General features: G+C 59.4%; 29 protein-coding genes. 15 read left to right on the top strand and 14 right to left on the bottom strand.

Features of this window, described 5'->3' with window-relative positions; genetic code table 11:
* Positions 1 to 222: 222 nt before the first annotated feature.
* Complete coding sequence (locus AK821_RS20980; protein ID WP_064391406.1) at positions 223 to 531, top strand: hypothetical protein; 309 nt, start codon at positions 223 to 225, stop codon at positions 529 to 531.
* A gap of 6 nt (positions 532 to 537) precedes the next feature.
* Here AK821_RS20980 and greB read toward each other — a convergent pair whose 3' ends face one another.
* From greB to AK821_RS20965, 3 genes are read right to left on the bottom strand one after another with little or no spacing between them, the layout of a single operon-like run.
* Entirely contained in the window at positions 538 to 1,035 is a 498-nt protein-coding gene (gene greB / locus AK821_RS20975) for a transcription elongation factor GreB (protein WP_003226818.1), read from the bottom strand.
* A gap of 34 nt (positions 1,036 to 1,069) precedes the next feature.
* A complete protein-coding gene (locus AK821_RS20970; protein ID WP_064391405.1) occupies positions 1,070 to 3,574 on the bottom strand; it encodes an ABC transporter permease in 2,505 nt (834 codons plus the stop codon).
* Positions 3,574 to 4,257 (bottom strand): ABC transporter ATP-binding protein, encoded by a 684-nt coding sequence (locus AK821_RS20965; RefSeq protein ID WP_007908572.1) that lies wholly within the window; start codon positions 4,255 to 4,257, stop codon positions 3,574 to 3,576. The genes AK821_RS20970 and AK821_RS20965 overlap by 1 nt, the downstream gene beginning before the upstream one ends.
* A gap of 10 nt (positions 4,258 to 4,267) precedes the next feature.
* Here AK821_RS20965 and AK821_RS20960 point away from each other — a divergent pair, with 10 nt between their 5' ends.
* The 3 genes from AK821_RS20960 to AK821_RS20950 all read left to right on the top strand — a co-directional run bounded on the left by AK821_RS20960 (position 4,268) and on the right by AK821_RS20950 (position 6,377).
* Complete coding sequence (locus AK821_RS20960; RefSeq protein ID WP_064391404.1) at positions 4,268 to 4,873, top strand: arylesterase; 606 nt, start codon at positions 4,268 to 4,270, stop codon at positions 4,871 to 4,873.
* A 57-nt stretch (positions 4,874 to 4,930) separates the two neighbouring features.
* Entirely contained in the window at positions 4,931 to 5,224 is a 294-nt protein-coding gene (locus AK821_RS20955) for a hypothetical protein (RefSeq protein ID WP_007908575.1), read from the top strand.
* 181 nt (positions 5,225 to 5,405) lie between these two features.
* Positions 5,406 to 6,377, top strand: coding sequence for a L,D-transpeptidase family protein (locus tag AK821_RS20950; RefSeq protein WP_064391403.1), 972 nt, complete (start codon positions 5,406 to 5,408; stop codon positions 6,375 to 6,377).
* Positions 6,378 to 6,504: 127 nt separating this feature from the next.
* Here AK821_RS20950 and oprI read toward each other — a convergent pair whose 3' ends face one another.
* The gene (gene oprI / locus AK821_RS20945; protein WP_003199355.1) at positions 6,505 to 6,756 is read right to left on the bottom strand and encodes an outer membrane lipoprotei OprI; all 252 of its coding nucleotides are present in this window, start codon (positions 6,754 to 6,756) and stop codon (positions 6,505 to 6,507) included.
* A 640-nt stretch (positions 6,757 to 7,396) separates the two neighbouring features.
* Here oprI and AK821_RS20940 point away from each other — a divergent pair.
* Positions 7,397 to 7,678: a GNAT family N-acetyltransferase gene (locus AK821_RS20940; protein WP_003226804.1), complete on the top strand. Its 282-nt coding sequence runs from the start codon at positions 7,397 to 7,399 to the stop codon at positions 7,676 to 7,678.
* Positions 7,679 to 7,741: 63 nt separating this feature from the next.
* Here AK821_RS20940 and AK821_RS20935 read toward each other — a convergent pair whose 3' ends face one another.
* On the bottom strand, positions 7,742 to 8,818 hold the full coding sequence (locus tag AK821_RS20935) for a 3-deoxy-7-phosphoheptulonate synthase (protein WP_003226802.1): 1,077 nt from the start codon (positions 8,816 to 8,818) through the stop codon (positions 7,742 to 7,744).
* 130 nt (positions 8,819 to 8,948) lie between these two features.
* The gene (locus tag AK821_RS20930; protein ID WP_007908584.1) at positions 8,949 to 9,392 is read right to left on the bottom strand and encodes a PilZ domain-containing protein; all 444 of its coding nucleotides are present in this window, start codon (positions 9,390 to 9,392) and stop codon (positions 8,949 to 8,951) included.
* Between AK821_RS20930 and AK821_RS20925 the strand changes: the two genes are divergently transcribed.
* From AK821_RS20925 to cysB, 5 genes are all read left to right on the top strand, one after another.
* Positions 9,391 to 9,777, top strand: a complete 387-nt coding sequence (locus tag AK821_RS20925; RefSeq protein ID WP_064391402.1) for a thioredoxin family protein — start codon at positions 9,391 to 9,393, stop codon at positions 9,775 to 9,777. The two genes, AK821_RS20930 and AK821_RS20925, sit on opposite strands and share 2 nt — an antisense overlap.
* Positions 9,774 to 10,745 (top strand): putative 2-dehydropantoate 2-reductase, encoded by a 972-nt coding sequence (locus tag AK821_RS20920; protein ID WP_064391401.1) that lies wholly within the window; start codon positions 9,774 to 9,776, stop codon positions 10,743 to 10,745. The genes AK821_RS20925 and AK821_RS20920 overlap by 4 nt, the downstream gene beginning before the upstream one ends.
* Positions 10,746 to 10,767: 22 nt before the next feature.
* A complete protein-coding gene (locus AK821_RS20915; RefSeq protein ID WP_064391400.1) occupies positions 10,768 to 11,673 on the top strand; it encodes a 5'-nucleotidase in 906 nt (301 codons plus the stop codon).
* 97 nt (positions 11,674 to 11,770) lie between these two features.
* Positions 11,771 to 12,274 carry a universal stress protein gene (locus tag AK821_RS20910; RefSeq protein WP_064391399.1) on the top strand — a complete coding sequence of 168 codons (504 nt, stop codon included), beginning with the start codon at positions 11,771 to 11,773 and terminating at the stop codon, positions 12,272 to 12,274.
* 113 nt (positions 12,275 to 12,387) lie between these two features.
* Complete coding sequence (cysB, locus tag AK821_RS20905) at positions 12,388 to 13,362, top strand: HTH-type transcriptional regulator CysB (protein ID WP_007908591.1); 975 nt, start codon at positions 12,388 to 12,390, stop codon at positions 13,360 to 13,362.
* A gap of 9 nt (positions 13,363 to 13,371) precedes the next feature.
* Here cysB and AK821_RS20900 read toward each other — a convergent pair whose 3' ends face one another.
* Positions 13,372 to 13,854: a GreA/GreB family elongation factor gene (locus AK821_RS20900; protein WP_064391398.1), complete on the bottom strand. Its 483-nt coding sequence runs from the start codon at positions 13,852 to 13,854 to the stop codon at positions 13,372 to 13,374.
* A gap of 2 nt (positions 13,855 to 13,856) precedes the next feature.
* On the bottom strand, positions 13,857 to 14,267 hold the full coding sequence (locus AK821_RS20895) for a hypothetical protein (RefSeq protein ID WP_064391397.1): 411 nt from the start codon (positions 14,265 to 14,267) through the stop codon (positions 13,857 to 13,859).
* A 124-nt stretch (positions 14,268 to 14,391) separates the two neighbouring features.
* Between AK821_RS20895 and earP the strand changes: the two genes are divergently transcribed.
* A complete protein-coding gene (gene earP, locus AK821_RS20890; protein ID WP_064391396.1) occupies positions 14,392 to 15,534 on the top strand; it encodes an elongation factor P maturation arginine rhamnosyltransferase EarP in 1,143 nt (380 codons plus the stop codon).
* Positions 15,535 to 15,582: 48 nt separating this feature from the next.
* A complete protein-coding gene (locus AK821_RS20885) occupies positions 15,583 to 16,152 on the top strand; it encodes an elongation factor P (protein WP_007908599.1) in 570 nt (189 codons plus the stop codon).
* Positions 16,153 to 16,336: 184 nt separating this feature from the next.
* On the opposite strand, the gene AK821_RS20880 is transcribed toward AK821_RS20885, so the two are convergent.
* From AK821_RS20880 to AK821_RS20865, 4 genes are all read right to left on the bottom strand, one after another.
* Positions 16,337 to 17,347 carry an alpha/beta hydrolase gene (locus tag AK821_RS20880; RefSeq protein WP_064391395.1) on the bottom strand — a complete coding sequence of 337 codons (1,011 nt, stop codon included), beginning with the start codon at positions 17,345 to 17,347 and terminating at the stop codon, positions 16,337 to 16,339.
* A gap of 34 nt (positions 17,348 to 17,381) precedes the next feature.
* On the bottom strand, positions 17,382 to 17,801 hold the full coding sequence (locus AK821_RS20875; protein ID WP_064391394.1) for an organic hydroperoxide resistance protein: 420 nt from the start codon (positions 17,799 to 17,801) through the stop codon (positions 17,382 to 17,384).
* A gap of 326 nt (positions 17,802 to 18,127) precedes the next feature.
* Positions 18,128 to 18,592: a MarR family winged helix-turn-helix transcriptional regulator gene (locus AK821_RS20870; protein WP_064391673.1), complete on the bottom strand. Its 465-nt coding sequence runs from the start codon at positions 18,590 to 18,592 to the stop codon at positions 18,128 to 18,130.
* A gap of 72 nt (positions 18,593 to 18,664) precedes the next feature.
* Positions 18,665 to 19,621 carry a LysR family transcriptional regulator gene (locus AK821_RS20865; RefSeq protein WP_064391671.1) on the bottom strand — a complete coding sequence of 319 codons (957 nt, stop codon included), beginning with the start codon at positions 19,619 to 19,621 and terminating at the stop codon, positions 18,665 to 18,667.
* A 110-nt stretch (positions 19,622 to 19,731) separates the two neighbouring features.
* Here AK821_RS20865 and AK821_RS20860 point away from each other — a divergent pair, with 110 nt between their 5' ends.
* Entirely contained in the window at positions 19,732 to 20,481 is a 750-nt protein-coding gene (locus AK821_RS20860; RefSeq protein WP_177330968.1) for a sulfite exporter TauE/SafE family protein, read from the top strand.
* On the opposite strand, the gene AK821_RS20855 is transcribed toward AK821_RS20860, so the two are convergent.
* Positions 20,471 to 21,325, bottom strand: coding sequence for a LysR substrate-binding domain-containing protein (locus AK821_RS20855; RefSeq protein WP_177330971.1), 855 nt, complete (start codon positions 21,323 to 21,325; stop codon positions 20,471 to 20,473). The two genes, AK821_RS20860 and AK821_RS20855, sit on opposite strands and share 11 nt — an antisense overlap.
* A 96-nt stretch (positions 21,326 to 21,421) precedes the next feature.
* Between AK821_RS20855 and AK821_RS20850 the strand changes: the two genes are divergently transcribed.
* Entirely contained in the window at positions 21,422 to 21,643 is a 222-nt protein-coding gene (locus tag AK821_RS20850) for a DUF1127 domain-containing protein (protein ID WP_016985493.1), read from the top strand.
* A gap of 80 nt (positions 21,644 to 21,723) precedes the next feature.
* Positions 21,724 to 22,944 (top strand): winged helix-turn-helix domain-containing protein, encoded by a 1,221-nt coding sequence (locus AK821_RS20845; protein WP_064391391.1) that lies wholly within the window; start codon positions 21,724 to 21,726, stop codon positions 22,942 to 22,944.
* A gap of 108 nt (positions 22,945 to 23,052) precedes the next feature.
* On the opposite strand, the gene AK821_RS20840 is transcribed toward AK821_RS20845, so the two are convergent.
* The gene (locus AK821_RS20840; protein WP_064391390.1) at positions 23,053 to 24,399 is read right to left on the bottom strand and encodes a class II 3-deoxy-7-phosphoheptulonate synthase; all 1,347 of its coding nucleotides are present in this window, start codon (positions 24,397 to 24,399) and stop codon (positions 23,053 to 23,055) included.
* Positions 24,400 to 24,523 lie beyond the last annotated feature (124 nt).

Below are 24,523 nucleotides of genomic sequence, written 5' to 3'. Positions count from 1 at the left end.
CATTGTGCGGGCCTTTTTTGTTGCGGCTGATTCTTGACACTCATCGGTCACGTTCTCTAGGATGTTGCCCATGCGCCGATTTAAACAGCTACTTGCGGGGCGCCAGGTGACTTCAACAGTTGCCGTCAGAAGCCGGAACAGGGCTTCGAAATACCGCTAAAGCGCTGGTTCGGTGTTGCCTCTCACCTGCCATGCAGACTTTTGAGGCAGAGACACGACACGATGAATGCACTACGCCCTCCAGCACGTCCCGCGCCGATCACGGCACATATCACCCAGCGCAACCCGAAAATTCTTCTTGGCGGCAAACATCAGCCGACGCTGTTGCGTTATCTCGATGGCTGGCCACGTCGCAGCGGCGGTCCTGCCGCGTTCCTGATCCAGTTCGTTGAAGACGGCGAGTCGCTGGCGCGTTTCGCCACTGACAGTTTTGATCTGGCAGTGATTCAGGCCCCGGCTTCCGAAGATGCGCCAGAGATGATCAAACAACTGGTCCGCGTTGCGCGGCAGGGCCTGATCACTCGTCGCTGATACGCTTTACGGATAGTCGATAGCGACGATGTAAACGAATTGCTCGCCAGTCGGCGTCTGCACTCGAACTTCGGCGTCCAGCGCCTTGCCGATCAAGGCACGGGCCAGTGGCGAGTCGATGCTGATCAGACCCAGTTTCAGATCCAGTTCATCCGGGCCGACGATGCGGTAGCGCGATTGCTTGCCGTCTTCGTCTTCGATGGTTACCCAGGCGCCGAAGTAGACCTTGTTCGGATCGCTGGGCTTTTCGCTGACGACCTTGAGTGCTTCCAGGCGTTTGGTGAGAAAGCGCACGCGACTGTCGATCTCGCGCAGCATCTTCTTGCCGTAGGTGTATTCGGCGTTTTCCGAGCGATCACCCTGAGCCGCCGCTTCGCTGACCGATTGCGTCACCTGCGGACGGCGCACATGCCACAGCTCATGAAATTCGGCACGCATCCGCGCTTCACCTTCAGGGGTGATCAGCGCGGTGCCGGCGGTGCGAGGAGGGCGATAACGGCTCATGGCTACTTCTTGTGGTTAAGAGCGGTTGAGTCTATCAACCCTCGCGCAACACTGTCAGTGGGCTCGCATTCAGCGCCCGACGTGTGCCGAACACGCCGGCACCGCCAATCAGCACTGCGCCAATCAAAGGCAGCACCAGCAACCACGGATGGGGATGCCACGGCAGGTCGAAGGCGTAGCGATACAGCACCAGACTCACCACTTCCGAACCGATTGCCGCGAGCAGACCGCTGACCGCGCCGAGCAGGCCGAACTCGATGCGCCTTGCCTTGATCAGCAACTGTCGTTCCGCGCCCAGTGCACGCAGCAAGGCACCCTGGCGAATGCGTTCATCCAGCGTCGCTTGCAAGCCTGAGAACAGCACGGCCATTCCCGCCGCCAACACGAACAACAAAACATATTCCACGGCCAGGGTGACCTGAGCGAGGATGCTGCGCAGTTGTTCCAGCAATGCTTCGACCTGCAGGATGGTGACGGCCGGGAAGGTTCGCGACAGCTCGACGATCTGCTGATCATGACCCGGTGCCAGATAGAAACTGGTCAGGTACGTCGCCGGCAGATCCTTCAATGTGCCTGGCTGGAAGATCATGAAGAAGTTCGGCTGGAAGTTGTCCCAGTTGATCTCGCGCAGGCTGCTGACCTTCGCTTCGCGATTGACCCCACCGACGCTGAACACCATGTGATCGCCGAGTTTGAGCTTGAGGCTTTCGGCGACCTTACCTTCCACCGAGACACCGGGAACATCGTCGGTCGGTTGATCCTTCCACCATTCACCTGCGGTGAGCTTGTTGCCCGCCGGCAAGTCCGCCGCCCAGGTCAGGCTCAGGTCACGTTGAATCGCCCGGTCTCCGGCCGAGTCCTTGCTGACGATTTGCTGCACCGGATCGCCATTGATGCTGATCAGCCGCCCGGGCACGACCGGATAGAGCGGCGCCGCTTGCGCAGAGACATTGACCAGATGATCGGCAAAGGCCTGTTTGTCTGCCGGCAGGATGTTCAGGGCGAAGTAGTTCGGTGCATTTTTCGGCAACTGGTTTTGCCAGGTGTCGAGCAGTTCACCGCGCAGCAAAGCGATCAGGGCCATCGACAGCAGAATCAAACCGAATGCCAACGACTGACCGGCCGCTGCCAAGGGATGGCGTAGCAACTGGCCCAAGCCCAGGCGCCACGGCAGAGAAGCGCGGGCGAGCATCCGCCGCAGGCTTTGCAGCAACAACAACAGCAATCCGCCCAAGACCAACGCAGCCACCACGCCACCACCGAGCAGGGCAAAGGTCAGCAGTAGATCCAGGCTCAGGCGCCACATGATCAGGCCAAGCGCACCCAAAGCTGCGCCGTAAACCATCCAGGTACTCGACGGGATGGGCAACATGTCCCGGCGCAGCACACGCAACGGCGGCACGCGGCCCAGCGCAGCCAGCGGCGGCAAGGCGAAACCGGCCAATGCCACCAGTCCGGTGCCAATACCGGCGATAGCCGGAAACAGGCCGCCCGGAGGAACGTCACTTGGCAGCAGATCATGCAGCAGGGCGAACAGGCCCAATTGCGCCAGCCAGCCAAGCAACGCGCCGCTGAGGGCGGCGAACAGGCCGAGCACCGTCAGTTGAATACTGAACAGCAGCATGGTTTCCCGGCGTGACAACCCGAGGCAGCGCAACAAGGCACTGGCATCGAAACGCCGGCTGGCGAAACGGTTCGCTGACAACGCCACGGCCACGCCGGCCAGCAGCACGGCGACCAGACTGGCCATGTTCAGATAACGCTCGGCTTTGCCCAGCGCACCGCCAATCTGCCGGTTGCCGTCGCGGGCATCCTGAATCCGCTGGTTGGCCGCAAGCCCCGGTTTGATCAGTTGCCGATAGGTTTCCAGCGCCTGCGGTTCGCCGCGCCACAGTTCGCGGTAACTTACTCGGCTGCCGGGTTGCACGACGCCGGTCGCGGCGAGGTCGTCGAGGTTGATCATGACCCGAGGCGTCAGGCTATAGAAGTTGCCGGCGCGATCCGGTTCGTAGGTCAGCACGCGGGTCAGCTTCAGCGTCTTCATGCCAACGTCGATACTGTCGCCGATCTTCAGGTCCAGCGCCGTCAACAGACGCGCCTCGACCCAGGCTTCGCCCGATTGCGGTTCGCCGCCAATATCTTCGGTTGCGAAGGGCGCTGGAGCACTTTTCAGTTCGCCACGCAAAGGATACGCGCGGTCGACGGCCTTGATGCTCGACAGCTGAATGCCGTTGTCGGTGGCGATAACACTGGAGAACTCCACCACTTGCGCATGGTTGAGGTGTAATTCGGTGCCGCTCTTGATTTGTTCCTCGCGCGCCGGTGAACTGCCTTCGAGCACCAGATCGGCACCGAGAAACTCGGTGGCGCGCAGGGTCATGGCGCCGTTGAGGCGAGCACCGAAATAACCGATGGCGGTACTCGCCGCCACCGCCACCACCAACGCGAAGAACAACACGCGCAATTCACCGGCGCGGGCATCGCGCATGAGTTGGCGTATGGCGAGACTGAACAGACGCAACAGCGGCAAACGTGCCATCAAGGCTCCAGAGGGGCGACCAACAGCCCGGCTTCAAGGCGGATCAGGCGCCGGCAGCGATGGGCCAGGCGTTCGTCGTGGGTCACCAGCACCAGGGTGGTGCCGCGTTCCTTGTTCAATTCGAAGAGCAAATCGCTGATGCGCTCACCGGTATGGCTGTCGAGGTTGCCGGTCGGCTCGTCAGCGAACAGCACGTCAGGCTCGGCGGCAAACGCGCGCGCTATCGCCACGCGCTGCTGTTCACCACCCGAGAGCTGGCGCGGCGAATGTGTCAGGCGCTGGCCGAGGCCAACGCGCTGGAGTAATTCGGTCGCCCGTTCACGGGCGTCTTTGCGGCCATCGAGTTCCAGCGGCAGCATGACGTTTTCCAGCGCATTGAGACTGTCGAGCAACTGGAACGACTGAAAGACAAAACCGACGTGTTCGGCGCGGATGCGGGCACGCTGGTCTTCATCGAGATTGCTCAGGCCCTGGCCGGCGAGGATGACTTCGCCACTGCTCGGCAAGTCGAGGCCGGCGAGCAAGCCGAGGAGGGTGGATTTGCCGGAACCGGACGCGCCGACGATGGCCAGGCTGTCGCCCTTGTTCAGTTCCAGGCTGAGTTCGTGCAGGATAGTCAGTTCACCTTCCGCGCTGGGAACCACTTTGCTGAGGTTCTTCGCGGTGAGAATGCTTGCGCCCATGGAGAATCCGATGCGTGTGTGGTTTTTGAGTGCTGGCCTGGCCTTGATGTGCATGGCCCAGAACGCAGCGGCGGGTACTGTCCTGATCGTTGGCGATAGTATCAGCGCCGGTTTCGGACTGGATACCCGTTTGGGGTGGGTGTCGTTGCTCGAGCAACGGCTCAAACAGGAGGGTTTCGACGATAAAGTGGTCAATGCCTCCATCAGCGGCGACACCAGTGCCGGAGGCCAGGCGCGCCTGCCGGCGCTGCTTGCAGAGCATAAGCCGGAACTGGTGATCCTCGAACTTGGCGGCAACGATGGCCTGCGCGGAATGCCGCCAATTCAATTGCAACAAAATCTTGCCTCGATGATCGACAGCTCCCGCCAGAGCGGTGCCAAGGTGCTGTTGCTCGGCATGCAGTTGCCGCCCAATTACGGCAAGCGCTACACCGACGCTTTCGCCGAGGTCTACGGCAAACTCGCGGACGATAAAAAGATCCCGCTGGTACCGTTTTTCCTCGACGGCGTCGGCGGTCATCCGGACTTGATGCAGGCCGATGGTCTGCACCCGGCAGCCGGGGCTCAGGGCAAGTTGCTGGAAAATGTCTGGCCGACGCTAAAACCGCTGTTATGAGGCTTTTCTAAGGGCAGGCTTTCGGCTAATGTGGCGCCCCCTTATTTGGAGCCCCCGATGTCGCGTTCTGCCTGGTCCCTGTTTGCCTACCAACTGATCGAGCCTGACGAGCAGCTGGATCTGTTCGCCTGCCAGGAAGTGCGGGTGCATCTGGTGACCCGGCAACTCGAACTCGGTGGCTCGGCCGATCGCACCCTGTGCGGCAGTCTGCTGCCAGCGCAACCGCGCTGGTCGAGCGTGGATCGCCGGGTGTTTCAGGATCAGCGACTGTGCTCGCTGTGCCGGGCGATTCTGGAATCGCAGAAGCGCGGCACATCGCCGATCTGGCCTGAGCTGCGTTTCGAGCTTTAAGGTCAAAAGATCGCAGCCTGCGGCAGCTCCTGCAAGGAAGGGCGTACACCTGTAGGAGCTGCCGCAGGCTGCGATCTTTTCAAGGCCTGATGCGGTCCATCGGGCTGTCTCCCCCAATATTCAAAGCGCGGTGTACAATCGCGCTCTTATACCCTTGTTGATCATGCGAAGGATTTTCCGGATGTTGCCGCGCTTTCCTGCCGTCACCCGCTGCCTGTCACTTGCCGCCCTGTGTGTGGCCGGTCCCGTTGCTGCATTGGAGTTTCCCCTGCCACCACCTGGTGAGGACATCATCGGCCAGGTGCAGGTGATCAAAGCCAAGTACGAAGACACCTTTGCCGATCTGGGCACGAAGTACGATCTGGGTTACTCGGAAATGGTCGCGGCCACCCCGGGCGTCGCTGCCTGGTTGCCGGGCGCGGGTACAGAAATCGTCTTGCCGACCCGTTTCATTCTGCCGCCGGGCCCGCGCGAAGGCATCGTCATCAACCTCGCCGAGTACCGCCTCTACTATTTCCCGAAGGGCAAGAACGTGGTTTACACGTTCCCGCTGGGTATCGGACGTGAGGGCTGGGGTTCGCCGATTGCGCATACCTCGATCACCGCCAAGACGCCAAACCCGACCTGGACGCCTCCTGCGTCGATCAAGGCTGAACACGCCGCTGACGGTGATCCGCTGCCAAACGTGGTGCCGGCCGGCCCTGACAACCCACTGGGGCCGTTCAAGTTCACCCTTGGCACGCCAGGCTACCTGATCCACGGTTCGAACAAGAAATTCGGTATCGGCATGCGTACCAGTCACGGCTGCTTCCGCATGTTCAATAACAACGTGCTGGAAATGGCCGGCATGGTCCCGGTCGGTACGTCGGTGCGCATCCTCAACGATGCTTACAAGTTCGGCAGCAGTGGCGGCAAGGTTTATCTGGAAGCGCACACGCCGATCGACGACAAGGGCAACCCCTCGGTGGTCGACAAACACACAGCGGTGATCAACGCGATGCTCAAGCGTGAAGACGTCACCAGCAACCTGCGTGTGAACTGGGACGTGGTGCGTGATGTGGTCGCGGCCGAAGATGGCCTGCCAACGGAAATCGGCACGCCGAATACTTCGGCACCGATTGTTGCCAATACACCGATCGACCTGCAGCAGTAAGTCGTACCCCGGAACCCGTCGATGCGTGAAGCGTCGGCGGGTTTTTTATTGCCTGAACAAAAACGATGGGCAATAAAAAAGCCGACCCGATAAATCGGGTCGGCTCGATAACAATCCCGAGGGATTATTACTTGCGGCTAGCTTTGTCCAGCATGCGCAGAGCACGCTCGTTAGCTTCGTCAGCAGTCTGTTGTGCTTTTTGAGCAGCAGCCAGAGCTTCATCAGCTTTACGGTAAGCTTCGTCTGCACGAGCCTGGGAGCGAGCAGCTGCGTCTTCAGTAGCGGTCAGACGTGCTTCGGTTTCTTTCGATGCGCTGCTGCAACCGGTAGCCAGAACTGCGGCCAGAGCCAGAGCAGAGAATTTCAGAACGTTGTTCATCGTGTTCCCCTTCAAGGACTTTCAAATTAAGTGGCTGTCTCCTCACGATTGAGGAAATAGCCGGCGTACATACTACCCATTACTTGTAGTAAGTAAACTGACGTAGCGCAAGAAGCAAAAAAAATTGTAGTTGCTGATTCTTTTTCGAGCAACTTTTAACCTGGTTGTTTAAAAAACACCCAGCTACAAGTCCCGCGCAGAGCGAGCTAATGAGAAAAAGTTCCCGTTGTCATGTGCTGTTTTTGCAGTCTTGGCTAAAGTCTGTCTAAATGAATTCGTCCATACTTTTGTTCCGATTTTGCGTGCTGCTTCGCTTATCTTTTGTCCATGTTGAGGTGACTTTAAAAAAGGCCGCACGTCTTAAGTCTCAACATCCGGCAATGTTCAGGTGAGCGGCCCGGGAAGATCTTCTCCCACGCCACCCCTGCGTCCATCGGAGCAACCCCCGTCAACCGGCTTGATGACGAGCGCACCTTGAGCATTTTTGCCAATGATGCCTACTATTTATCAGGTGCTCGGTTGCGCGAGATCGGTGTGGCTCTTCTCGGTGTCCATCAGGCACGGGGTGGCGTAGTTGTTCCTTCGCCGGAAAAACATCGGTAAGGTAGGGGTCAGAATTCAAGACCCGCGAGGAGTAGTGATGAGCGAGGCGTTGTCCATCCACCATGACCAGGCTGGTCATCAGTTCGAGACCAATGTGGACGGTCATCGTGCCTACCTGACCTATATGGATCTGGGAAAACAGACCCTGGATATCTATCGCACGTTTGTGCCCAACGCCCTGCGTGGCCGTGGCATTGCTGCTGCGCTGACCGAAAGCGCGCTGCAATACGCCGAAGAAATGGGCTACACGGTGATTCCGTCGTGCTCCTACGTCGAGCGCTACATGGAGCGTCACCAGCGCCGCGCCGCCAAGATCTGAACCGCAGACACAAAAAAAACGCCGGGCAATGCCCGGCGTTTTTTTATGCCTGTAGAACGCGTATCAGCTGCGCTGGCGTTTCGGCAGAACATCCTTGAGCTTGGCGTGCATGCTGCGCAGGGTGTTCTCGGTGGCGGACCAGTCGATGCAGGCATCGGTGATCGACACGCCGTATTGCAGGTCGGCGAGGTCTTTCGGAATTGCCTGGCAACCCCAGTTCAGATGACTCTCGACCATCAGGCCGATGATCGACTGGTTGCCTTCGAGGATCTGGTTGGCGACGTTCTCCATCACCAGCGGTTGCAGGGCCGGGTCCTTGTTGGAGTTGGCGTGGCTGCAATCGACCATGATGTTCGGCTTGATCTTCGCCTTGTTCAGCGCCTGCTCACACAGGGCAACGCTGACCGAGTCGTAGTTCGGCTTGCCGTTACCACCGCGCAACACCACGTGACCGTAGGCGTTGCCTTTGGTGGTGACGATCGACACGCCACCTTCCTGGTTGATACCGAGGAAGCGGTGTGGGCTGGACACTGACTGCAAGGCGTTGATCGCCACGGTCAGGCCGCCGTCGGTGCCGTTCTTGAAGCCGACGGCCGAGGACAGGCCGGAAGCCATTTCACGGTGAGTCTGCGATTCCGTGGTGCGCGCGCCGATCGCCGACCAGCTGATCAGGTCCTGCAGATACTGCGGGGAGATCGGGTCGAGGGCTTCGGTGGCGGTTGGCAGGCCTTTTTCGGCCAGATCCAGCAGCAACTGACGACCGATGTGCAGACCGTCCTGGATCTTGAACGAGTCGTCCAGGTACGGATCGTTGATCAGGCCTTTCCAGCCAACGGTGGTCCGTGGCTTCTCGAAATACACGCGCATGACCAGATACAGGGTGTCGGAGACTTCCTCCGCCAGCACCTTGAGGCGGTCGGCGTATTCGTGGGCAGCCTTGATGTCGTGGATCGAGCACGGGCCGATCACTACGAACAGACGGTGGTCGGTGCCATCAAGAATGTTGCGAATGACTTCGCGGCCCTTGGTGACGGTGCGCAGGGCAGCGTCGCTCAGAGGGATATCACGCTTGAGCTGATCGGGAGTGATCAGGGTCTCGTTAGAGGCGACGTTTAGGTCGTTGATCGGTAAATCAGCCATCGTTTACTCGTCAGGTCACGGGTGCCGGCCGCCAGCGATCCCCGCGCGGCGGAGCACAGCAGATTTAAGCGCGTCGGGGAGCGGAACCTTAGCGCGTAAAGCGCCTGCTCGACAATGGGCAAAAGGTGCTTTAGTCCAGCGCTGGCTGCGCAAAAGCCTTGCGCACGCTGTCGTGGGAGAACTCGTCGGCGTGTTGCTCGACCCATTGCAGGGCCACCGCCTGAATTTCTTGCAGGTCATCATGGGTGTCGTGCATGCGGCAGTAGCGCTCGATCTGACACACCTGCTCACCCATTCGCGCGCTGAACAGCGTCTGCTCATCGGTAAACGCGATGCCCACCAGATAGCCTTTTTTGCGGCGCAGGCACCACGCGACATAGCCCGGATAACAGATGTCGGCATTCAGCGTCGGCATACGCACTTGCAGCGCCGTGCCATGGCGCCATGCACGGTGGTAATTGCAAGCGATGCCGCCGAGGCTGATAGTGTGCAGCTGTTGCCTGGAAATACACTCAGGCTTGAGCAAGGTTAATTCAACCGGCACCTCGTCCGGATGAGGTATGAAACGTCCCATGAGCACAGACTCCCTGTGTCGGTCATTTGACATTGTTTCCCCCAGTATAGTGGTCGAATCCGAACTGACCGATTTCGACGCCGATCAACGGCTATTGGCGATGAGCGGCGTTTCCCTGGTGATTTTCACCAGTGTCGGCTGCGCCAGTTGCCGTTATGCCCGCGAGGTGTTGCCGGGACTCCATCTGGCCATCAATCAGTTGTGCTGGATCGATGCCGGCGACAACGGCGGGTTGGTCGAGCGTTATCAGGTCTTTCATTTGCCGGCGCTGTTTGTCGTGCGCGACGGCGAATTCTTTGGGGCATTGCACACACGCCTGACGGCCGATGCACTCAACGAGGCATTGGCGCAGGCACTGGGTCGAATTGCAGAGGAGTTGCCATGATGGGGGCAGTGAATAAACCGGGCTTTGATAAACCGAAAGTGGGGATCATTGGCACCGGCGCGATTGGTGGTTTCTACGGTGTGATGCTGGCGCGTGCCGGTTTCGATGTGCACTTTCTGTTGCGCAGCGAGTTTTCGGCGGTGGCTGAACGCGGTTTGCAGGTGAACAGCGCGGTGCATGGCCCGCTGACATTGAATCCGGTGCAGGCCTATTCGGCGGCCGAGGATATGCCCAAGTGCGACTGGCTGTTGGTCGGGGCGAAAACCACCAGCAATGCCGGTCTCGCGCCTTCTATCATTCAAGCGGCCAAACCCGATGCGAAAGTGCTGGTGCTGCAAAACGGCCTCGACGTCGAAGACAGCTTGCGTGAATTGCTTCCCGATTCCCTGCATCTGCTGGGCGGCCTGTGCCTGATCTGCGTGCATCGCGAAGGGCCAGGGCAAGTCACCCATCAAGCCTTGGGCGCGGTGAACGTCGGTTATCACAGTGGTCCATCCAGCAATGACGCCGCCTGTATGGCGATTGTCGAGGAGGGTTCCGGGATGTTCCGCGCTGCCGGGATCGATTCCCAGGCGATGCCCAATCTGCAACAGGCGCGCTGGCAGAAACTGGTGTGGAATATTCCCTACAACGGCCTGTCGGTGCTGCTTGGTGCTGGCACCACCCAGCTGATGGCTGATGCCGACAGCCGCGCATCGATTCAGGCGTTGATGGCTGAAGTGGTGCAGGGTGCCAAGGCCTGTGGCCATGAGGTGCCGCCGGGATACGCCGACTATCTGTTCATGATGACCGAGAAAATGCCCGACTACTGGCCGAGCATGTACCACGACTTTTTACATAAACGACCGCTGGAGCTGGAAGCGATCTACGCTCGGCCACTGGCAGCGGCGAAAGCGGCAGGCTGTGAGTTGCCGCGCATCGAAGCGTTGTATCGCAATTTAAGTTTTATCGACCGGCGCAACGTTTAAGCCGGTTGCTTGGGGGGAAGGCATGGCCAAAAACATCGATGACAAACTGGTGCTGGCGATTTCGTCGCGCGCGCTGTTCGACCTGAGCGAGAGCCACAAGGTCTATCTGTCGAGCGGCGTCGAAGCCTATCGGCAATATCAGATCGAGCACGAAGACGAAATCCTTGCGCCCGGCGATGCCTTCCCGCTGGTGGAAAAACTCCTGAGCCTCAACAGTCGCCTCGGACGTGCGCGGGTCGAGGTGATTCTGGTCTCGCGCAACAGCGCCGACACCGGGCTGCGTGTGTTCAACTCGATTCACCACTACGGCCTGGCGATTTCCCGCGCGGCGTTCGTTGGCGGGCGCAGTCCTTATCCTTATTTGAAGGCGTTTGGTTGCGACCTGTTTCTTTCCACCCATGCGGAAGATGTGCGCGCGGCGCTGGACGCCGGGTTCGCGGCGGCAACGATTTTATCCGGTGGTGCCAGCCGTGCCGCGAGTGATGAATTGCGCATCGCCTTCGACGGTGACGCGGTGATTTTTTCCGATGAGTCGGAGCGCGTCTATCAGTCTGGCGGGCTCGAAGCGTTCCAGGCCAAGGAGCGCGAAGCGGCCCGCGAGCCTTTGCGTGGCGGCCCCTTCAAAGGCTTTCTGGCGGCGCTCAATCTGTTGCAGCGCGAATTCCCCGACGACGATTGCCCGATCCGCACGGCGCTGGTCACCGCGCGCTCGGCCCCGGCTCATGAACGGGTGATCCGCACGTTGCGCGAATGGGACATTCGTCTCGACGAGTCGTTATTTCTCGGTGGCCTGACCAAATCGGCGTTTCTCGAAGCGTTCGCCGCCGACGTCTTCTTCGATGATCAGGCCGGCCATTGCGAACTCGCCCGCGAAGTCGTTGCCACTGGCCACGTGCCGCATGGCATCAGCAACGAACCGTCGATCTAAACCCCAGTGGTTCAAGACGTTGCGCCGCACGTCGTACTCGCCAAGGCACTGCTAAGCTGAATCAAATCTCCGCCATGTTGGCACGCGAGGAGGTCATATGATTCGTTCGATGCTGTATGCCACTGACCTCGGTCTGTACGCACCGTTAGTGATGCAGCATGCCTTGGCATTGGCGCGAACATTCAATGCCGATTTATACGTGGTGCACGCGGTAGAGCCGATGGGGCTGTTTGCCGAGTCGGTGTTGCAGAGCTATCTCGACGAGCAGGCATTGAACGAATTTCACAGCCAGGGTCTGAAAACCGTCATCGCCAATATCGAACAGCGGGTGCTGGAAAGCTTTCGTGAAGAACTGGGGGAAGAGGGCGAACAAGACCTGCAGCGCATTCGCGCAGTGCGCGTGCTGCAGGGCGATCCGTCGCAGGTGATTCTCGACCAGGTGCAGAAACTCTCTGTCGATTTGCTGATCGTAGGAAGTCACAGCCACGGGGTGGGTGCGGAAACGCCATTGGGGCGCACGGCGGCCCGGGTCCTGCAATTGGCCAAGGTGCCGGTTTATCTGGTGCCGCTGGTGGAGCGTCGGCGCCGGGAGGATCGCTGAGGCAGGAATAATGGCACTATGATAAAAAAGTTCTAGATTTATTCTTCAAACCATTAATATAGTTATATACCGTCGCTGATGCCCGTGGCGTCTACCTGCTTTGAGGGATTCATATGAAGCTTCAACAATTGCGCTACATCTGGGAAGTGGCGCACCACGACCTCAACGTTTCCGCTACAGCCCAGAGCCTTTACACCTCGCAACCGGGCATCAGTAAACAAATCCGTCTGCTCGAAGACGAACTCGGCGTTGAAGTCTTTGCCCGCAGTGGCAAGCACCTGACCCGCGTCACCCCGGCCGGCGAGCGCATCATCACCACAGCCGGTGAGATCCTGCGCAAGGTAGAAAGCATCAAGCAGATCGCCCAGGAATTCTCCAACGAGAAAAAAGGCACCCTGTCGATCGCCACCACGCACACCCAGGCGCGTTATGCCCTGCCGCCGGTGATCAGCAATTTCATCAAGCAATACCCGGACGTGGCGCTGCACATGCACCAGGGTTCGCCGATGCAGATCGCCGAAATGGCCGCTGACGGCACCGTCGATTTCGCCATCGCTACCGAAGCGCTGGAGCTGTTCGGCGATCTGGTGATGATGCCGTGCTACCGCTGGAACCGTTGCGTAGTCGTGCCGCAGGGCCACCCGCTGACCAAGCTGCCGAAGCTGACCCTTGAAGCTCTGGCCGAATACCCGATCGTGACTTACGTGTTCGGTTTCACCGGCCGTTCGAAACTCGACGAAGCTTTCAGCCATCGCGGCCTGACGCCGAAAGTGGTGTTCACCGCCGCCGACGCCGACGTGATCAAAACCTATGTGCGTCTGGGTCTGGGTGTGGGCATCGTCGCTAAAATGGCGGTCGACACCAAACTCGACAACGATCTGGTGGTGCTGGATGCCAGCGAACTGTTCGAGTCGAGCATCACCAAGATCGGTTTCCGTCGCGGCACCTTCCTGCGGGGTTTCATGTGCGACTTCATCGAGAAGTTCGCCCCGCACCTGACCCGCGAAGTCATGGCCAAAGCGATTCAGTGCCACAACAAGCAAGAGCTGGAAGAACTGTTCGACGGCGTCGAACTGCCGGTTCACTGATCAGTTGTTTCAGAGCACCTCGGTGACAGCGAACTGTTGCCGGGTGCCCGCCACCAGAATCTCCACCTCATCGCCTTCGAACTTGCCCAGCAGGCTTTTGCCCAGCGGCGAGCGCGGGGTGATGACGGTAATCGGCTGACCGACCACGTCGACTTTCAGACCCGCCGCGTCCGGCGCCAGAAACAGCCATTGTTCGCGACCCTTTTCGTCCTCCAGACCAAGCAGGGCGCCGATTTCGATACCGCGATTTTCATCGTAGGCACGTAGCGTCAGGTTCTGACACAGCGCCAGTGACTGACGAATTTCCTCAACCCGTTTCGCCTGACCCGCCGCCAGATACGACGCCTCAAGCCCCAGCGTGTCGTACTTGTTTTCGGCGATGTTTTCTTCGTGGGTCGCGGTTTCGTAAGCGGTTTGCGCAGCGCGTTCGGCAATGTCGAGGTCGATGCGCAGTTTGTCGAGAATCAGTTGGTGGACGATGTGCTTGTTCATGATCAATCGCAGAATTGCAAAACGTTGGCGCGGCTTTTTTCGCTCGGGGCGGTCTGGTCCTGTTGCAACCAGAACTGGCATTTTGGGTTGGACTGATTTCGCGAGCTGCTGCGCGCTTGATCGAGTCGAGCCTGCTGTTCGTTCTTGCGCAGGTTTTCTTCGTACTGTTCGAACAACAGGCTCTGCGCTGGAATATCCGGCTGCACCTGCACGGCCGCCGGTGGCTTGGCCAGTTCCTGCACCGCCTGCGCGACCGGTGCCAATTGTTCGCTGAACAGAAAACGCGACAGCAGCCAGCAGGTCAGCGCGATGGCGAGAAAACCCAGCCACATGCCCAAGGCAATGCTGCCGGTCAGATGCAGCGCGCTAAGCTGTACAGGCAATGGGCGGCGCGGATTGGGACGATAGGGCATGGCTGCCTCCTGGCGGATGATTACGGGCAAGTGGCGATTGTCGCACGAAGATTAATACTCGTCGGCTCTTCTGCACGAGGTCATTTATGCGGACAATCGCTGCTTTTGCCAACGGGAGTCTTGAATGCCGGAAGTGAACACCCGCTGGGATATTTTTTGCACCGTAGTCGACAACTATGGCGATATCGGCGTGACCTGGCGTCTGGCCCGGCAATTGGTCGCCGAGCACTCTTTGGCGGTGCGCCTGTGGGTCGATGACCTGCGTGCGTTCGAACGGATCTGCCCGGACATTGACGTCAACGCCGCGCAGCAATGGCAGCAGGGCGTCGAGGTGCGCCTTTGGCCGAGTGAGTGGGCACAGACTGACGCGGCGGATGTGGTCATCGCCGCGTTCGCCTGTCAGTTGCCCAGTGATTACATGGACGCGATGGCCGAACGCGAAAAGCCGCCGTTGTGGATGAACCTCGACTACCTCAGCGCCGAGGACTGGGTCTTTGGCTGTCATGGTCTGCCATCGGTGAAATACAAATCGGTGCAGAAAATCTTCTTTTTCCCCGGCTTCCAGCCCGGTACTGGCGGCTTGCTGCGTGAGCGTGGATTGCTTGAGCAGCGTCAGCAGTTTCAGCAGGATCCCGAGGCGCAGCGACAATTCCTGCAGGGCCTGGGCATTGATCGCGCGCCTGAGGCGCAGCTGATTTCGTTATTTGCCTACGAGAATGCCGGGCTGGCCAGTTGGCTGGACGTATTGGCAGCGGACGCCACGCCAACCCATCTACTGGTGCCGGAAGGGCGAATTCTTGGCGATGTTGCGCGCTGGCTCGGGGTTGAAACCCTGACGGTCGGTGCGATCCATGTGCGGCAGTCATTGACCGTGCAGGTCCTGCCGTTCGTCCGACAGGATCAATATGATCACCTGCTGTGGTGCTGCGATTTCAACGCCGTGCGCGGCGAGGATTCGTTCGTTCGCGCGCAATGGGCGGGGCGGCCGATGCTCTGGCACATCTATCAGCAGGACGAAGACATCCACCTGGACAAACTCGACGCGTTTCTTGCGCTGTACACGAAAGGTCTGTCGCCGGCCGCTACTGAGGCGATGAACGGTCTTTGGCGAGCCTGGAGTGCCGGGCAGCCGATCGGTGATCACTGGCTGGCGAGCCGCAAACACTGGCCCGAACTGCAGGAAAATGCCGAAAAATGGTGTCTGGAACAAGGCTTGCAGGCCGATCTTGCCGCAGCGCTGGTACAGTTTTACCTAAATTGGATATGATACGCGGCCTAGATTTTTGTAAATCCCATCCAAATTCGGATATTCGCAATGAAAACTGGTAAAGAACTGAAACCCGGTACCGTGATCCGTCTCGAGAACGATCCTTGGCTGGTTCAGAAAGCTGAATTCACCAAGTCGGGCCGTAACAGCGCGATCATGAAGACCAAGCTGAAAAACCTGCTGACCGGTTACAAGACCGAGATCGTTTACAGCGCTGACGACAAACTGGACGACGTAATCCTCGACCGCAAAGAAGCGACCCTGTCCTTCATCAGCGGCGACACCTACACGTTCATGGACACCACTGACTACACCATGTACGAGCTGAACGCTGAAGACATCGAAGCTGTTCTGCCTTTCGTTGAAGAAGGCATGACCGATGTTTGCGAAGCGATCTTCTTCGAAGAGCGTCTGGTTTCCGTAGAGCTGCCGACCACCATCGTACGTGTAGTTGACTACACCGAAGGTTCGGCCCGCGGCGATACTTCCGGCAAAGTCATGAAGCCAGCCAAGCTGGCCAACGGTACCGAGCTGCAGGTTGCTGACTTCATCGAAATCGGTGACAAGATCGAAATCGACACCCGCGAAGGCGGTTCCTACAAAGGCCGTGCCAAATAAGCACTGCTTTTCGCGGAAAGAAAAAGCCCGACCATCGAGTCGGGCTTTTTTGTGCCTGGGTTTTGTGCTCCACACCTATTCCCTGTGGGAGCGAGCCTGCTCGCGAATGCGTTCTGTCAGCCAGCACATCACTGGATGACACTCCGCTTTCGCGAGCAGGCTCACTCCCACAATGGGATTGTGGTTACTTCAGGTGTTCCTTGAGTTCTTCAGATGCCTGCAACATCGCCGAACGCACTGCTGGCACCTGACTGACCACGTTGAGCAAACCGTAATCGTGAATCATGCCGTTGTACCGCACTGACGTCACCGGCACTCCGGCCTCGTCCAGTTTGCGTGCGTAGGCTTCGCCTTCATCACGCAAGACATCGGCGCCGGCGGTCTGCACCAGCGCGGGCGGCAGGCCCTTCAGTTGTGCGGTGGTGGCCCGCAGCGGCGAGGCGTAGATCTCGCTGCGCTGTTTGGCGTCGGTGGTGTAGTTGTCCCAGAACCACTTCATCATGTTGCGCGTGAGGAAGTGTCCTTCGGCGTACTGGTTGTAGGAACCGGTATCGAAATTGGCATCCGTCACCGGCCATAGCAGCACCTGGAATTTAATCGCCGGCGTGCCCTTGTCTTTGGCCATCAGTGCAACCACGGCCGCCATGTTGCCGCCGACGCTGTTGCCCGCCACGGCCAGACGCTTGCCGTCGACATTGATCTCTTTGCCGTGCTCTGCGACCCACTTCGTTGCGGCGTAGGCCTGGTTGATCGCCACCGGGTAATGCGCTTCCGGCGATGGCGTGTAATTGACGAACACCGCCGCCGCTCCAGAACCGACCACCAGATCCCGCACCAGCCGCTCGTGCGTCGGGAAGTCGCCCAGCACCCAGCCACCGCCATGGAAGAACATGAACACTGGCAGCTCGCCCTTGACCCCGGCCGGCCGGACGATGGTCAGGCTCAACGGTTGGCCATCGACCTGGATGGTTTTCTCGCTGACGTCCGCTTTGGGCAGCGTCAACTTGACCCCGGACTGCGCGCCGACCAGCACGGCGCGGGCATCTTTAGGCGTCAGCTGTTCCATCGGTTTGCCGGTGCCGGCATTCAGCACATCGAGGAATGCCTGAGTGTTGTGTTCGACATCACCGGCAAATGCACTGTGGATGGACAGGGCGAGAAGGGTACCGGTCAAGACTTTGCTGAAAGTGTGCATGTTCATTTCCTGTTCGGGCCTGGGCTATCAGCGGTTAGACGGTGACGTGCAGACGCACATCGACGTTGCCACGGGTGGCGTTGGAGTACGGGCAGACCTGGTGAGCAGCGTCGACCAGCGCTTGTGCGTCGGCTTGTTCCAGGCCAGGCAGGCTGATGTGCAGGTCGATGTCCAGACCGAAGCCACCGGGGATCTGGCCGATGCCGACGTGGGCGGTGATCGAGGCATCGTCAGGGATTTTGCGTTTGCTCTGGCTGGCGACGAATTTCAGTGCGCCGATGAAGCAGGCCGAGTAGCCGGCAGCGAACAGTTGCTCTGGGTTGGTCGCCGCGCCGCCGGCACCGCCGAGTTCTTTCGGGGTGGCAAGTTTGACGTCGAGGATGTTGTCGCTGGAGATCGCACGACCATCACGGCCGCCAGTGGAGGTTGCGATTGCGGTGTAGAGAGTTTGCATGGTGTGAGCCTCATTGGGTGTGATTGTGTGCGCTAATTGTTTGCGCGCTAAGTAAGTGCGAGATAAATGTATCGCGCCAATATATTGCGCGCAAGATAAATTTTGAAAAAAGCTGCACTTCGACGAAGCGGCGGGTATGAGAGGGTGGTTGTAAGGCTTGAGTTAGAGCGGATTGCGCGGTAGATCAGATGGTGAAAATATTTTCTTGTCGATGAAATCAATGTAGGAGCGAGCCTGCTCGCGAATGCGGTGTATCAGTCACCATTCATATCGACTGACACTAAGCATTCGCGAGCAGGCTCGCTCCCACAGGGACTGTGTGGAAGTCAGATCAGGCTTTCTTGCAAGTGACCGCGCAGTGCCTGCAATTCCGCTTGCAGCTTTTGCAGGCGTTCCAGGGTGAAGCCGCTGGCGCCGAGGATGCATTGCGGAATGGTCTGCGCCTTGTCACGCAGCGCGCGGCCTTGCTCGGTCAACTCGACAATCACCACCCGCTCATCCTCTCGACTGCGCGTGCGGCTGAGTAACCCTTCGCCTTCCAGGCGTTTGAGCAGTGGAGTCAGCGAACCGGGGTCGGTCAGCAACCGTGTGCTGATCTCTCCGACCGTCAAACCATCCTTTTCCCACAACACCATCATTGCCAGGTACTGCGGATAGGTCAGATTCAACGCTTGCAGCAGTGGCTTGTAGACCTTGGTCATCATCAGTGAAGTGGAATGAAGGGCGAAGCAGGCCTGGTTATCCAGTAGCAGTTCTTCGCAAAGGTCGGGGGTATTGCGCTCGGATTTCATAACAAAGCCTTGATCGGTGATGGTCATGAATCTAGCGCCCGAATGTTTAATGCGCTAGATAATTCTCCAGCCTCAGTGGCGGCCCAAATCTCGCTGTAGCGCCAGATCCCAGGGCGGCACCGGGCTGAAGCGGCTTTTCAGGTACTCCAGCAACAAGCGACTACGCGAATTCGTCTGCTGTTCCATGCGCAACGCGTAAATGCCGGTGGACTCCGGATTAGGTAGCCCACTTTCGCAAAACAATGGCAGCAATTCGCCGCGTAACAGGTATTCACTGGCCAGCCAGGTCGGTAGATGGGCAATGCCCAATCCGGCCAAGGCGCCACAGACCAATGCTTCGGCGTTGTTGGCGCTCATGCGGATTCGCCCCGGGCGGTGCAGTTGCATCTGGCCGTCCTGTTCAAAGCGCCAGGCGAAGGGCGGTGCGAGGCCGTCCCAGTCGAGGCCGTCATGCTCGCTCAGTTGCGCGGGCCTGCCGGGCACACCACGGCGTTTGAGGTAGTCAGGGCTGGCGCAGGCAATACGCACCATGCTCGCCAAGGGTGTGGCCACCAATCGGGTATCAGCCATTTGCCCTGCGCGCAGGACCAGATCGACTTTGCCAAGATTGGAACCGGCCATATCGACGAAGCTGTCGATCAAGTGCAATTGCACGTCCAGGCCCGGATACAGAACGAGAAAGTCAGCGATTACGGGTGCCAGATGCCGTCGCCCGAAGGCTGCCGGGGCATCGATGCGAATCAGGCCCTCTGGCGCACTGCTTAGCGACACCGCTTCAGCTCGGGCCAGTTGCAATTCGGCGACGATCCGCCGGGCCCGTTCGGCAAACGCGAGACCGGCCGGCGTGGCGAGTACGGCGTGAGTGCTGCGAATGAACAACTGGCTGCCGACCGCGCTTTCCAGGCTGTCGATACGCCGCGCGACCGCCGAAGGTGTCAGCGGATGACGACGCGAAGCGGCGGAAAAACTGCCACTTTCCAATACATCGAGAAATAGCCCAAGTTGCTCGGTCAATTGATTGGGATTCATGGTCAGCGAACGCCTGTGCGAAATCGGCATAGCCATTGTGCGTTGCTATGCGTTTCCACGCCAGCCGCGACTGCGTAGGATGATTCGCCTGACGTGAGAGGAATTCGGCTGTGATGGAGTTTTTGTTGTACCTGCTGTTCGGCGCGGCGCTTGGCACACTGGGTGGCATCTTCGGCATCGGCGGCGGCTTGATCGCCATTCCGTTGCTGGGCGTTTGGTTCGGCCTGGATCAACAGATCGCCCAAGGCACGGCGCTGGTCATGGTCGTGCCTAACGTGATGCTGGCGCTGTGGCGGTATCACCAGCGCAATCGCATCGAGTTGCGTCACGCACTGCCGCTGGCGGGGATGGGGGTCTGCTTTGCCCGGGTCGGGTCGATCTGGGCGGTCGGCATTGACGCGCAAACCATGCGCGTCGGGTTTGTCGCGTTCCTTGTCGTTTTGTCGGCTTACAACCTGTTGAAGATGTTCGGTCGCCAACCCGCAGCAACGTCCGAGATGCGTTATTCATGGCCGTGGCTGGGTGTTCTCGGGGCTGCATCAGGAACCATGGGCGGTCTGTTCGGTGTCGGCGGGGCAGTGGTGGCGACGCCCGTGCTGACCAGCCTGTTCGGCACCACGCAGGTGGTCGCGCAAGGCTTGTCGCTGGCGCTGGCGCTGCCAAGTACCGGCGTGACCTTGGTGACCTACGCGGTGCATCAGGAAGTGGACTGGATAATCGGCCTGCCGCTGGCCCTAGGTGGTCTGGCGAGCATCAGTTGGGGGGTGAAAGTCGCCCACGCCATGCCGGAAAAATACCTGCGCGGGCTGTTCTGCGGTTTTCTGGTGCTGTGCGCGGTGATGCTCGCGTTTAAAGTTTGAAGCCTTCGACGATGTGCTCGGCCAGGCACTCGGTGATCGGCGAAGGGTTGTTAAGGTTGCGGATCAGCATGATGCTGGCTTCCGGCAACAGCGGCAGTTCTTCCTCGGCTCCGAGAATGCGCATGTCCGGGGTAATCAGACTCTCCAGTTGCGCAGTGATCGCCAGACCCGCGCTGACCACGGCCATCAGCGCCGATAGGCTGGTGCTGTTGTAAGCGATGCGGTAATCGCGGCCCATCGCATCCAGCGCATTGCACGCCCACAAGCGGCAGAAGCAATCACTGTTGAACATCGCCAGCGGCAGCGGTGTTTGTTCGTGGGCGCTGAAATTCTGCGCCTCGGCCCAGACAAAACGCTCCTTGCGCAACAACTGGCCGATCTCGTTACCCGGTTCGCGGGTGACGATCGACAGATCCAGATCGGTACGCTGCAGCAATTGTTTAGTCGACTCGCAATGCACTTCGATCTGGATCAGCGGATAGAACTGCGCAAACCGCGACAGGATCCCCGGCAGAAAACGCATCACGTAATCATCCGGCGTGCCGATGCGCACGGTGCCGACCATGTGCGGCTCGCGCAAGGTGTTGAACACTTCACTGTGCAGCTTGAGGATGCGCCGCGCGTAACCGAGCAACACCTGACCTTCGGCGGTCAGGCGCACCTGACGTCCATCACGCTCGAACAACTGGCGCTGCAACACGTCTTCTTCCAGGCGCTTCATCTGCATGCTCACCGCCGATTGCGTGCGGTTGACCATTTCGCCAGCGCGGGTGAAACCGCCCTGATCAGCGATGGCGACAAAGGTGCGCAGGACATCGGTATCGATACTGGGGTAGGCCGACAATTGATGAATCTCCGTGATGCATGCCATCAGAAACATTCGTTGGATTGATCTTAGCGCCAGGCAGAGACTTGATCCATCCACAAGGAGGGCAACACGATGAAAGGTCAAAGAGAGTATGTAGACGAAGCAAAATTTTCCGGCCACGGCCATATCGTTTCCGATCTGCTGCACAAGTTTAGCCGCTGGTACGAACTGCACCGTGAACGCGAGTTGCTCGCCAGTCTGAGTGATGAAGCGTTGAAGGACATCGGCGTCAGTCGTGCCGACGTTGAACACGAAGCCGTGCGGCCGTTCTGGGATGACCCGATGCATAAATGACCCACTGCATAAATGATGAGCAAAGCGCTACACAAACCAACTTCCAGTGAGGTAGGTTGCGAGCAGACAAGGAGATGCTCATGCCCGCAACAGTATCCTTTTCCCTCAAACAGGCGCGACGACTGGCGCTGGCGGCCCAAGGGTTCAACGGGCGCCAGCCGCCGACTGTCAAAGCCGCTCACGTCAACCGGCTGATCGAACGGCTGGGTCTGCTGCAAATCGACTCCGTCAACGCCGTGGTGCGCTCGCACTACCTGCCGCTGTTTTCCCGTCTCGGTGCCTACTCTTCTGATTTGCTCGACCAGGCTGCCTGGAGTTCGGGGCGACGTCGCACGTTGTTCGAATACTGGGGGCATGAAGCGTCGTTGTTGCCGCTGTCGATGTATCCGTTGATGGCTTGGCGGATGCAGCGCGCCAAGCGTGGCGAGGATATCTACCAGCAACTGGCGAAATTCGGTCGTGAGCAGCAGGACGTGGTTCGTCGGGTCTTGAATTCGGTGGAAGAGCAGGGCGCGTTGGGCGCCGGCAGCCTTTCAACCCGTGAAGACAAGGCCGGGCCATGGTGGGACTGGAGTGCTGAAAAGCATGCGCTGGAGTGGTTGTTCGCCGCCGGTGAAGTCACGGTGGCGGGGCGTCGCGGTTTTGAGCGTTTGTATGATTTGCCGGAGCGGGTGATTCCTCCATCGATTCTGCAACAGACATTGCCCGGAGAGGCCGAAGCGCAGCGTGGCTTGTTGCTGCATGCAGCGCAGGCATTGGGCGTTGGTACAGAGAAAGACCTGCGTGATTACTTTCGCCTGAACCCGGCGGATGCGCGTCCGCGCCTTGCAGAACTGGTCGAAGCAGGGCAGCTGCAAATGTGCGAAGTCGCCGGTTGGCGGCAAATCGCCTATTGCCTGCCGGAGCCGAAAGTCCCGCGCAAAGTGGCGGCCAGTGCGTTGTTGTCGCCCTTCGATTCGTTGATCTGGGAACGCAGCCGGACTGAGCGCTTGTTCGACTTTCGCTATCGGCTGGAGATTTATACGCCGCAGGACAAGCGAGTCTACGGCTATTACGTGTTGCCGTTTTTGCACAACGAGCGGATTGCTGCGCGGGTGGATTTGCGTGCCGAACGGGCGGCGGGGCAGTTGGCGGTGCATGCGGTGCACGAGGAAGAGCCGGGGCTGGATGAGGAAGGGATGTTGGCGCTGGCCGTGAATTTGCGGCAGATGGCAGATTGGCTGGGGCTTGCGCGGCTGCAATTGAATTGTCAGCGCGAGAGTGCGGCGCGGTTGCGGGTGGCATTGGCAGAACTGGACTGATCCCTGTAGGAGCTGCCGAAGGCTGCGATCTTTTGATGTTGATCCTATAAAAAACAAGATCAAAAGATCGCAGCCTTCGGCAGCTCCTACAAGTTTGCGCGACGCGGTCTAGCGGCGAACCTGCTTGAGGGTTTCAGCAATCAAAAACGCCAACTCCAGCGACTGATCGGCATTCATCCGCGGATCACAATGGGTGTGATAGCGATCCGACAAGCCGTCTTCAGTAATCGGCCGCGCGCCACCAATGCACTCGGTGACATTCTGCCCGGTCATCTCGATGTGAATCCCGCCGGCATAGCTGCCTTCCGCTTCGTGCACCTGGAAGAACTGTTTAACCTCACCGAGGATCTGCGCGAAGTCGCGGGTCTTGTAACCGCTGCTGGCCTTGATGGTGTTGCCGTGCATCGGGTCGGAGCTCCACAGCACTTGCTTGCCTTCACGCTGTACCGCTTGAATCAGCGCCGGCAGGTGATCGCCGACCTTGTTCGCACCCATCCGCGCGATCAGGTTGAGGCGCCCCGGATCGTTGTCCGGGTTGAGCACGTCGATCAGGCGGATCAGGTCATCCGGGTTCATGCTCGGGCCGACCTTGACGCCGATCGGGTTGTTCACGCCACGCAGAAATTCAACGTGCGCGCCATCGAGTTGACGAGTACGGTCGCCGATCCACAGCATGTGCGCCGAGCAATCGTAGTAATCGTTGGTCAGGCTGTCGCGACGCACGAAGGCTTCTTCGTAGTTCAACAGCAACGCTTCGTGAGCGGTGAAGAAACTGGTTTCGCGCAGTTGCGGCGAGCTGTCCATGCCGCAGGCACGCATGAACGCCAGGGTTTCATCGATGCGGTCGGCGAGGTGGCTGTACTTCTCGGCCAGCGCCGAGTTGGCGATGAAATCGAGGTTCCACTTGTGCACCTGATGCAGGTCGGCAAAACCGCCCTGAGCAAACGCGCGCAACAGGTTCAGCGTCGCGGTGGACTGGTGGTAGGACTGCAGCAGGCGTTCCGGATCGGGTACACGGCTCTTTTCGTCGAAACCGATGCCGTTGACGATGTCGCCGCGATAAGCCGGCAGCGTCACGCCGTCGATGGTCTCGTCGTTGGCCGAGCGCGGTTTGGCGAACTGACCGGCCATGCGCCCGACCTTGACCACCGGGCAACCGGCGGCGAAGGTCATGACGATCGCCATTTGCAGCAACACTTTAAACGTGTCGCGAATCTTTGCCGCAGAGAACTCGGCAAAGCTTTCCGCGCAATCGCCGCCCTGCAGCAGGAAGGCCCGACCCTGGGTGACTTCGGCAAACTGACGACGCAGTTCGCGCGCCTCGCCGGCAAACACCAGCGGCGGATAGCTGGCCAGGGTTTGTTCGACCTGGCGCAGGTGCGCGGCGTCGGGGTATTGGGGTTGCTGCTGGATCGGCAGGGCGCGCCAGCTGTCAGGGCTCCACGGTTGGCTCATCACGGTCTCTAAGGTTCTACGCACGGAAGGCCATGTTAGCAGCAATTAGTGCGTGACCTGCTCCCGCCCCATCACCGACAATCGCCGCTTTGCCACGGCGCCACAGCGGTGCCATCGCGTCACC

It is taken from the genome of Pseudomonas sp. RIT-PI-r, assembly GCF_001297015.1.
Classification (GTDB): domain Bacteria; phylum Pseudomonadota; class Gammaproteobacteria; order Pseudomonadales; family Pseudomonadaceae; genus Aquipseudomonas.
Note: the sequence above shows the minus strand (reverse complement) of the source record. Positions and strands in the feature narration are given on the sequence as shown.

Coding starts and splice junctions, on each gene's coding strand:
- AK821_RS20950 (WP_064391403.1), top strand. CDS start 5,406: ATGTTGCCGCGCTTTCCTGCCGTCACCCGCTGCCTGTCACTTGCCGCC.
- greB (WP_003226818.1), bottom strand. CDS start 1,035: ATGAGCCGTTATCGCCCTCCTCGCACCGCCGGCACCGCGCTGATCACC.
- AK821_RS20965 (WP_007908572.1), bottom strand. CDS start 4,257: ATGGGCGCAAGCATTCTCACCGCGAAGAACCTCAGCAAAGTGGTTCCC.
- AK821_RS20915 (WP_064391400.1), top strand. CDS start 10,768: ATGGCCAAAAACATCGATGACAAACTGGTGCTGGCGATTTCGTCGCGC.
- AK821_RS20910 (WP_064391399.1), top strand. CDS start 11,771: ATGATTCGTTCGATGCTGTATGCCACTGACCTCGGTCTGTACGCACCG.
- AK821_RS20955 (WP_007908575.1), top strand. CDS start 4,931: ATGTCGCGTTCTGCCTGGTCCCTGTTTGCCTACCAACTGATCGAGCCT.
- AK821_RS20865 (WP_064391671.1), bottom strand. CDS start 19,621: ATGAATCCCAATCAATTGACCGAGCAACTTGGGCTATTTCTCGATGTA.
- AK821_RS20885 (WP_007908599.1), top strand. CDS start 15,583: ATGAAAACTGGTAAAGAACTGAAACCCGGTACCGTGATCCGTCTCGAG.
- AK821_RS20850 (WP_016985493.1), top strand. CDS start 21,422: ATGAAAGGTCAAAGAGAGTATGTAGACGAAGCAAAATTTTCCGGCCAC.
- AK821_RS20925 (WP_064391402.1), top strand. CDS start 9,391: ATGAGCACAGACTCCCTGTGTCGGTCATTTGACATTGTTTCCCCCAGT.
- cysB (WP_007908591.1), top strand. CDS start 12,388: ATGAAGCTTCAACAATTGCGCTACATCTGGGAAGTGGCGCACCACGAC.
- AK821_RS20935 (WP_003226802.1), bottom strand. CDS start 8,818: ATGGCTGATTTACCGATCAACGACCTAAACGTCGCCTCTAACGAGACC.
- AK821_RS20880 (WP_064391395.1), bottom strand. CDS start 17,347: ATGCACACTTTCAGCAAAGTCTTGACCGGTACCCTTCTCGCCCTGTCC.
- earP (WP_064391396.1), top strand. CDS start 14,392: ATGCCGGAAGTGAACACCCGCTGGGATATTTTTTGCACCGTAGTCGAC.
- AK821_RS20870 (WP_064391673.1), bottom strand. CDS start 18,592: ATGAAATCCGAGCGCAATACCCCCGACCTTTGCGAAGAACTGCTACTG.
- AK821_RS20980 (WP_064391406.1), top strand. CDS start 223: ATGAATGCACTACGCCCTCCAGCACGTCCCGCGCCGATCACGGCACAT.
- AK821_RS20900 (WP_064391398.1), bottom strand. CDS start 13,854: ATGAACAAGCACATCGTCCACCAACTGATTCTCGACAAACTGCGCATC.
- AK821_RS20960 (WP_064391404.1), top strand. CDS start 4,268: ATGCGTGTGTGGTTTTTGAGTGCTGGCCTGGCCTTGATGTGCATGGCC.
- AK821_RS20930 (WP_007908584.1), bottom strand. CDS start 9,392: ATGGGACGTTTCATACCTCATCCGGACGAGGTGCCGGTTGAATTAACC.
- AK821_RS20845 (WP_064391391.1), top strand. CDS start 21,724: ATGCCCGCAACAGTATCCTTTTCCCTCAAACAGGCGCGACGACTGGCG.
- AK821_RS20920 (WP_064391401.1), top strand. CDS start 9,774: ATGATGGGGGCAGTGAATAAACCGGGCTTTGATAAACCGAAAGTGGGG.
- AK821_RS20940 (WP_003226804.1), top strand. CDS start 7,397: ATGAGCGAGGCGTTGTCCATCCACCATGACCAGGCTGGTCATCAGTTC.
- AK821_RS20840 (WP_064391390.1), bottom strand. CDS start 24,399: ATGAGCCAACCGTGGAGCCCTGACAGCTGGCGCGCCCTGCCGATCCAG.
- oprI (WP_003199355.1), bottom strand. CDS start 6,756: ATGAACAACGTTCTGAAATTCTCTGCTCTGGCTCTGGCCGCAGTTCTG.
- AK821_RS20970 (WP_064391405.1), bottom strand. CDS start 3,574: ATGGCACGTTTGCCGCTGTTGCGTCTGTTCAGTCTCGCCATACGCCAA.
- AK821_RS20895 (WP_064391397.1), bottom strand. CDS start 14,267: ATGCCCTATCGTCCCAATCCGCGCCGCCCATTGCCTGTACAGCTTAGC.
- AK821_RS20875 (WP_064391394.1), bottom strand. CDS start 17,801: ATGCAAACTCTCTACACCGCAATCGCAACCTCCACTGGCGGCCGTGAT.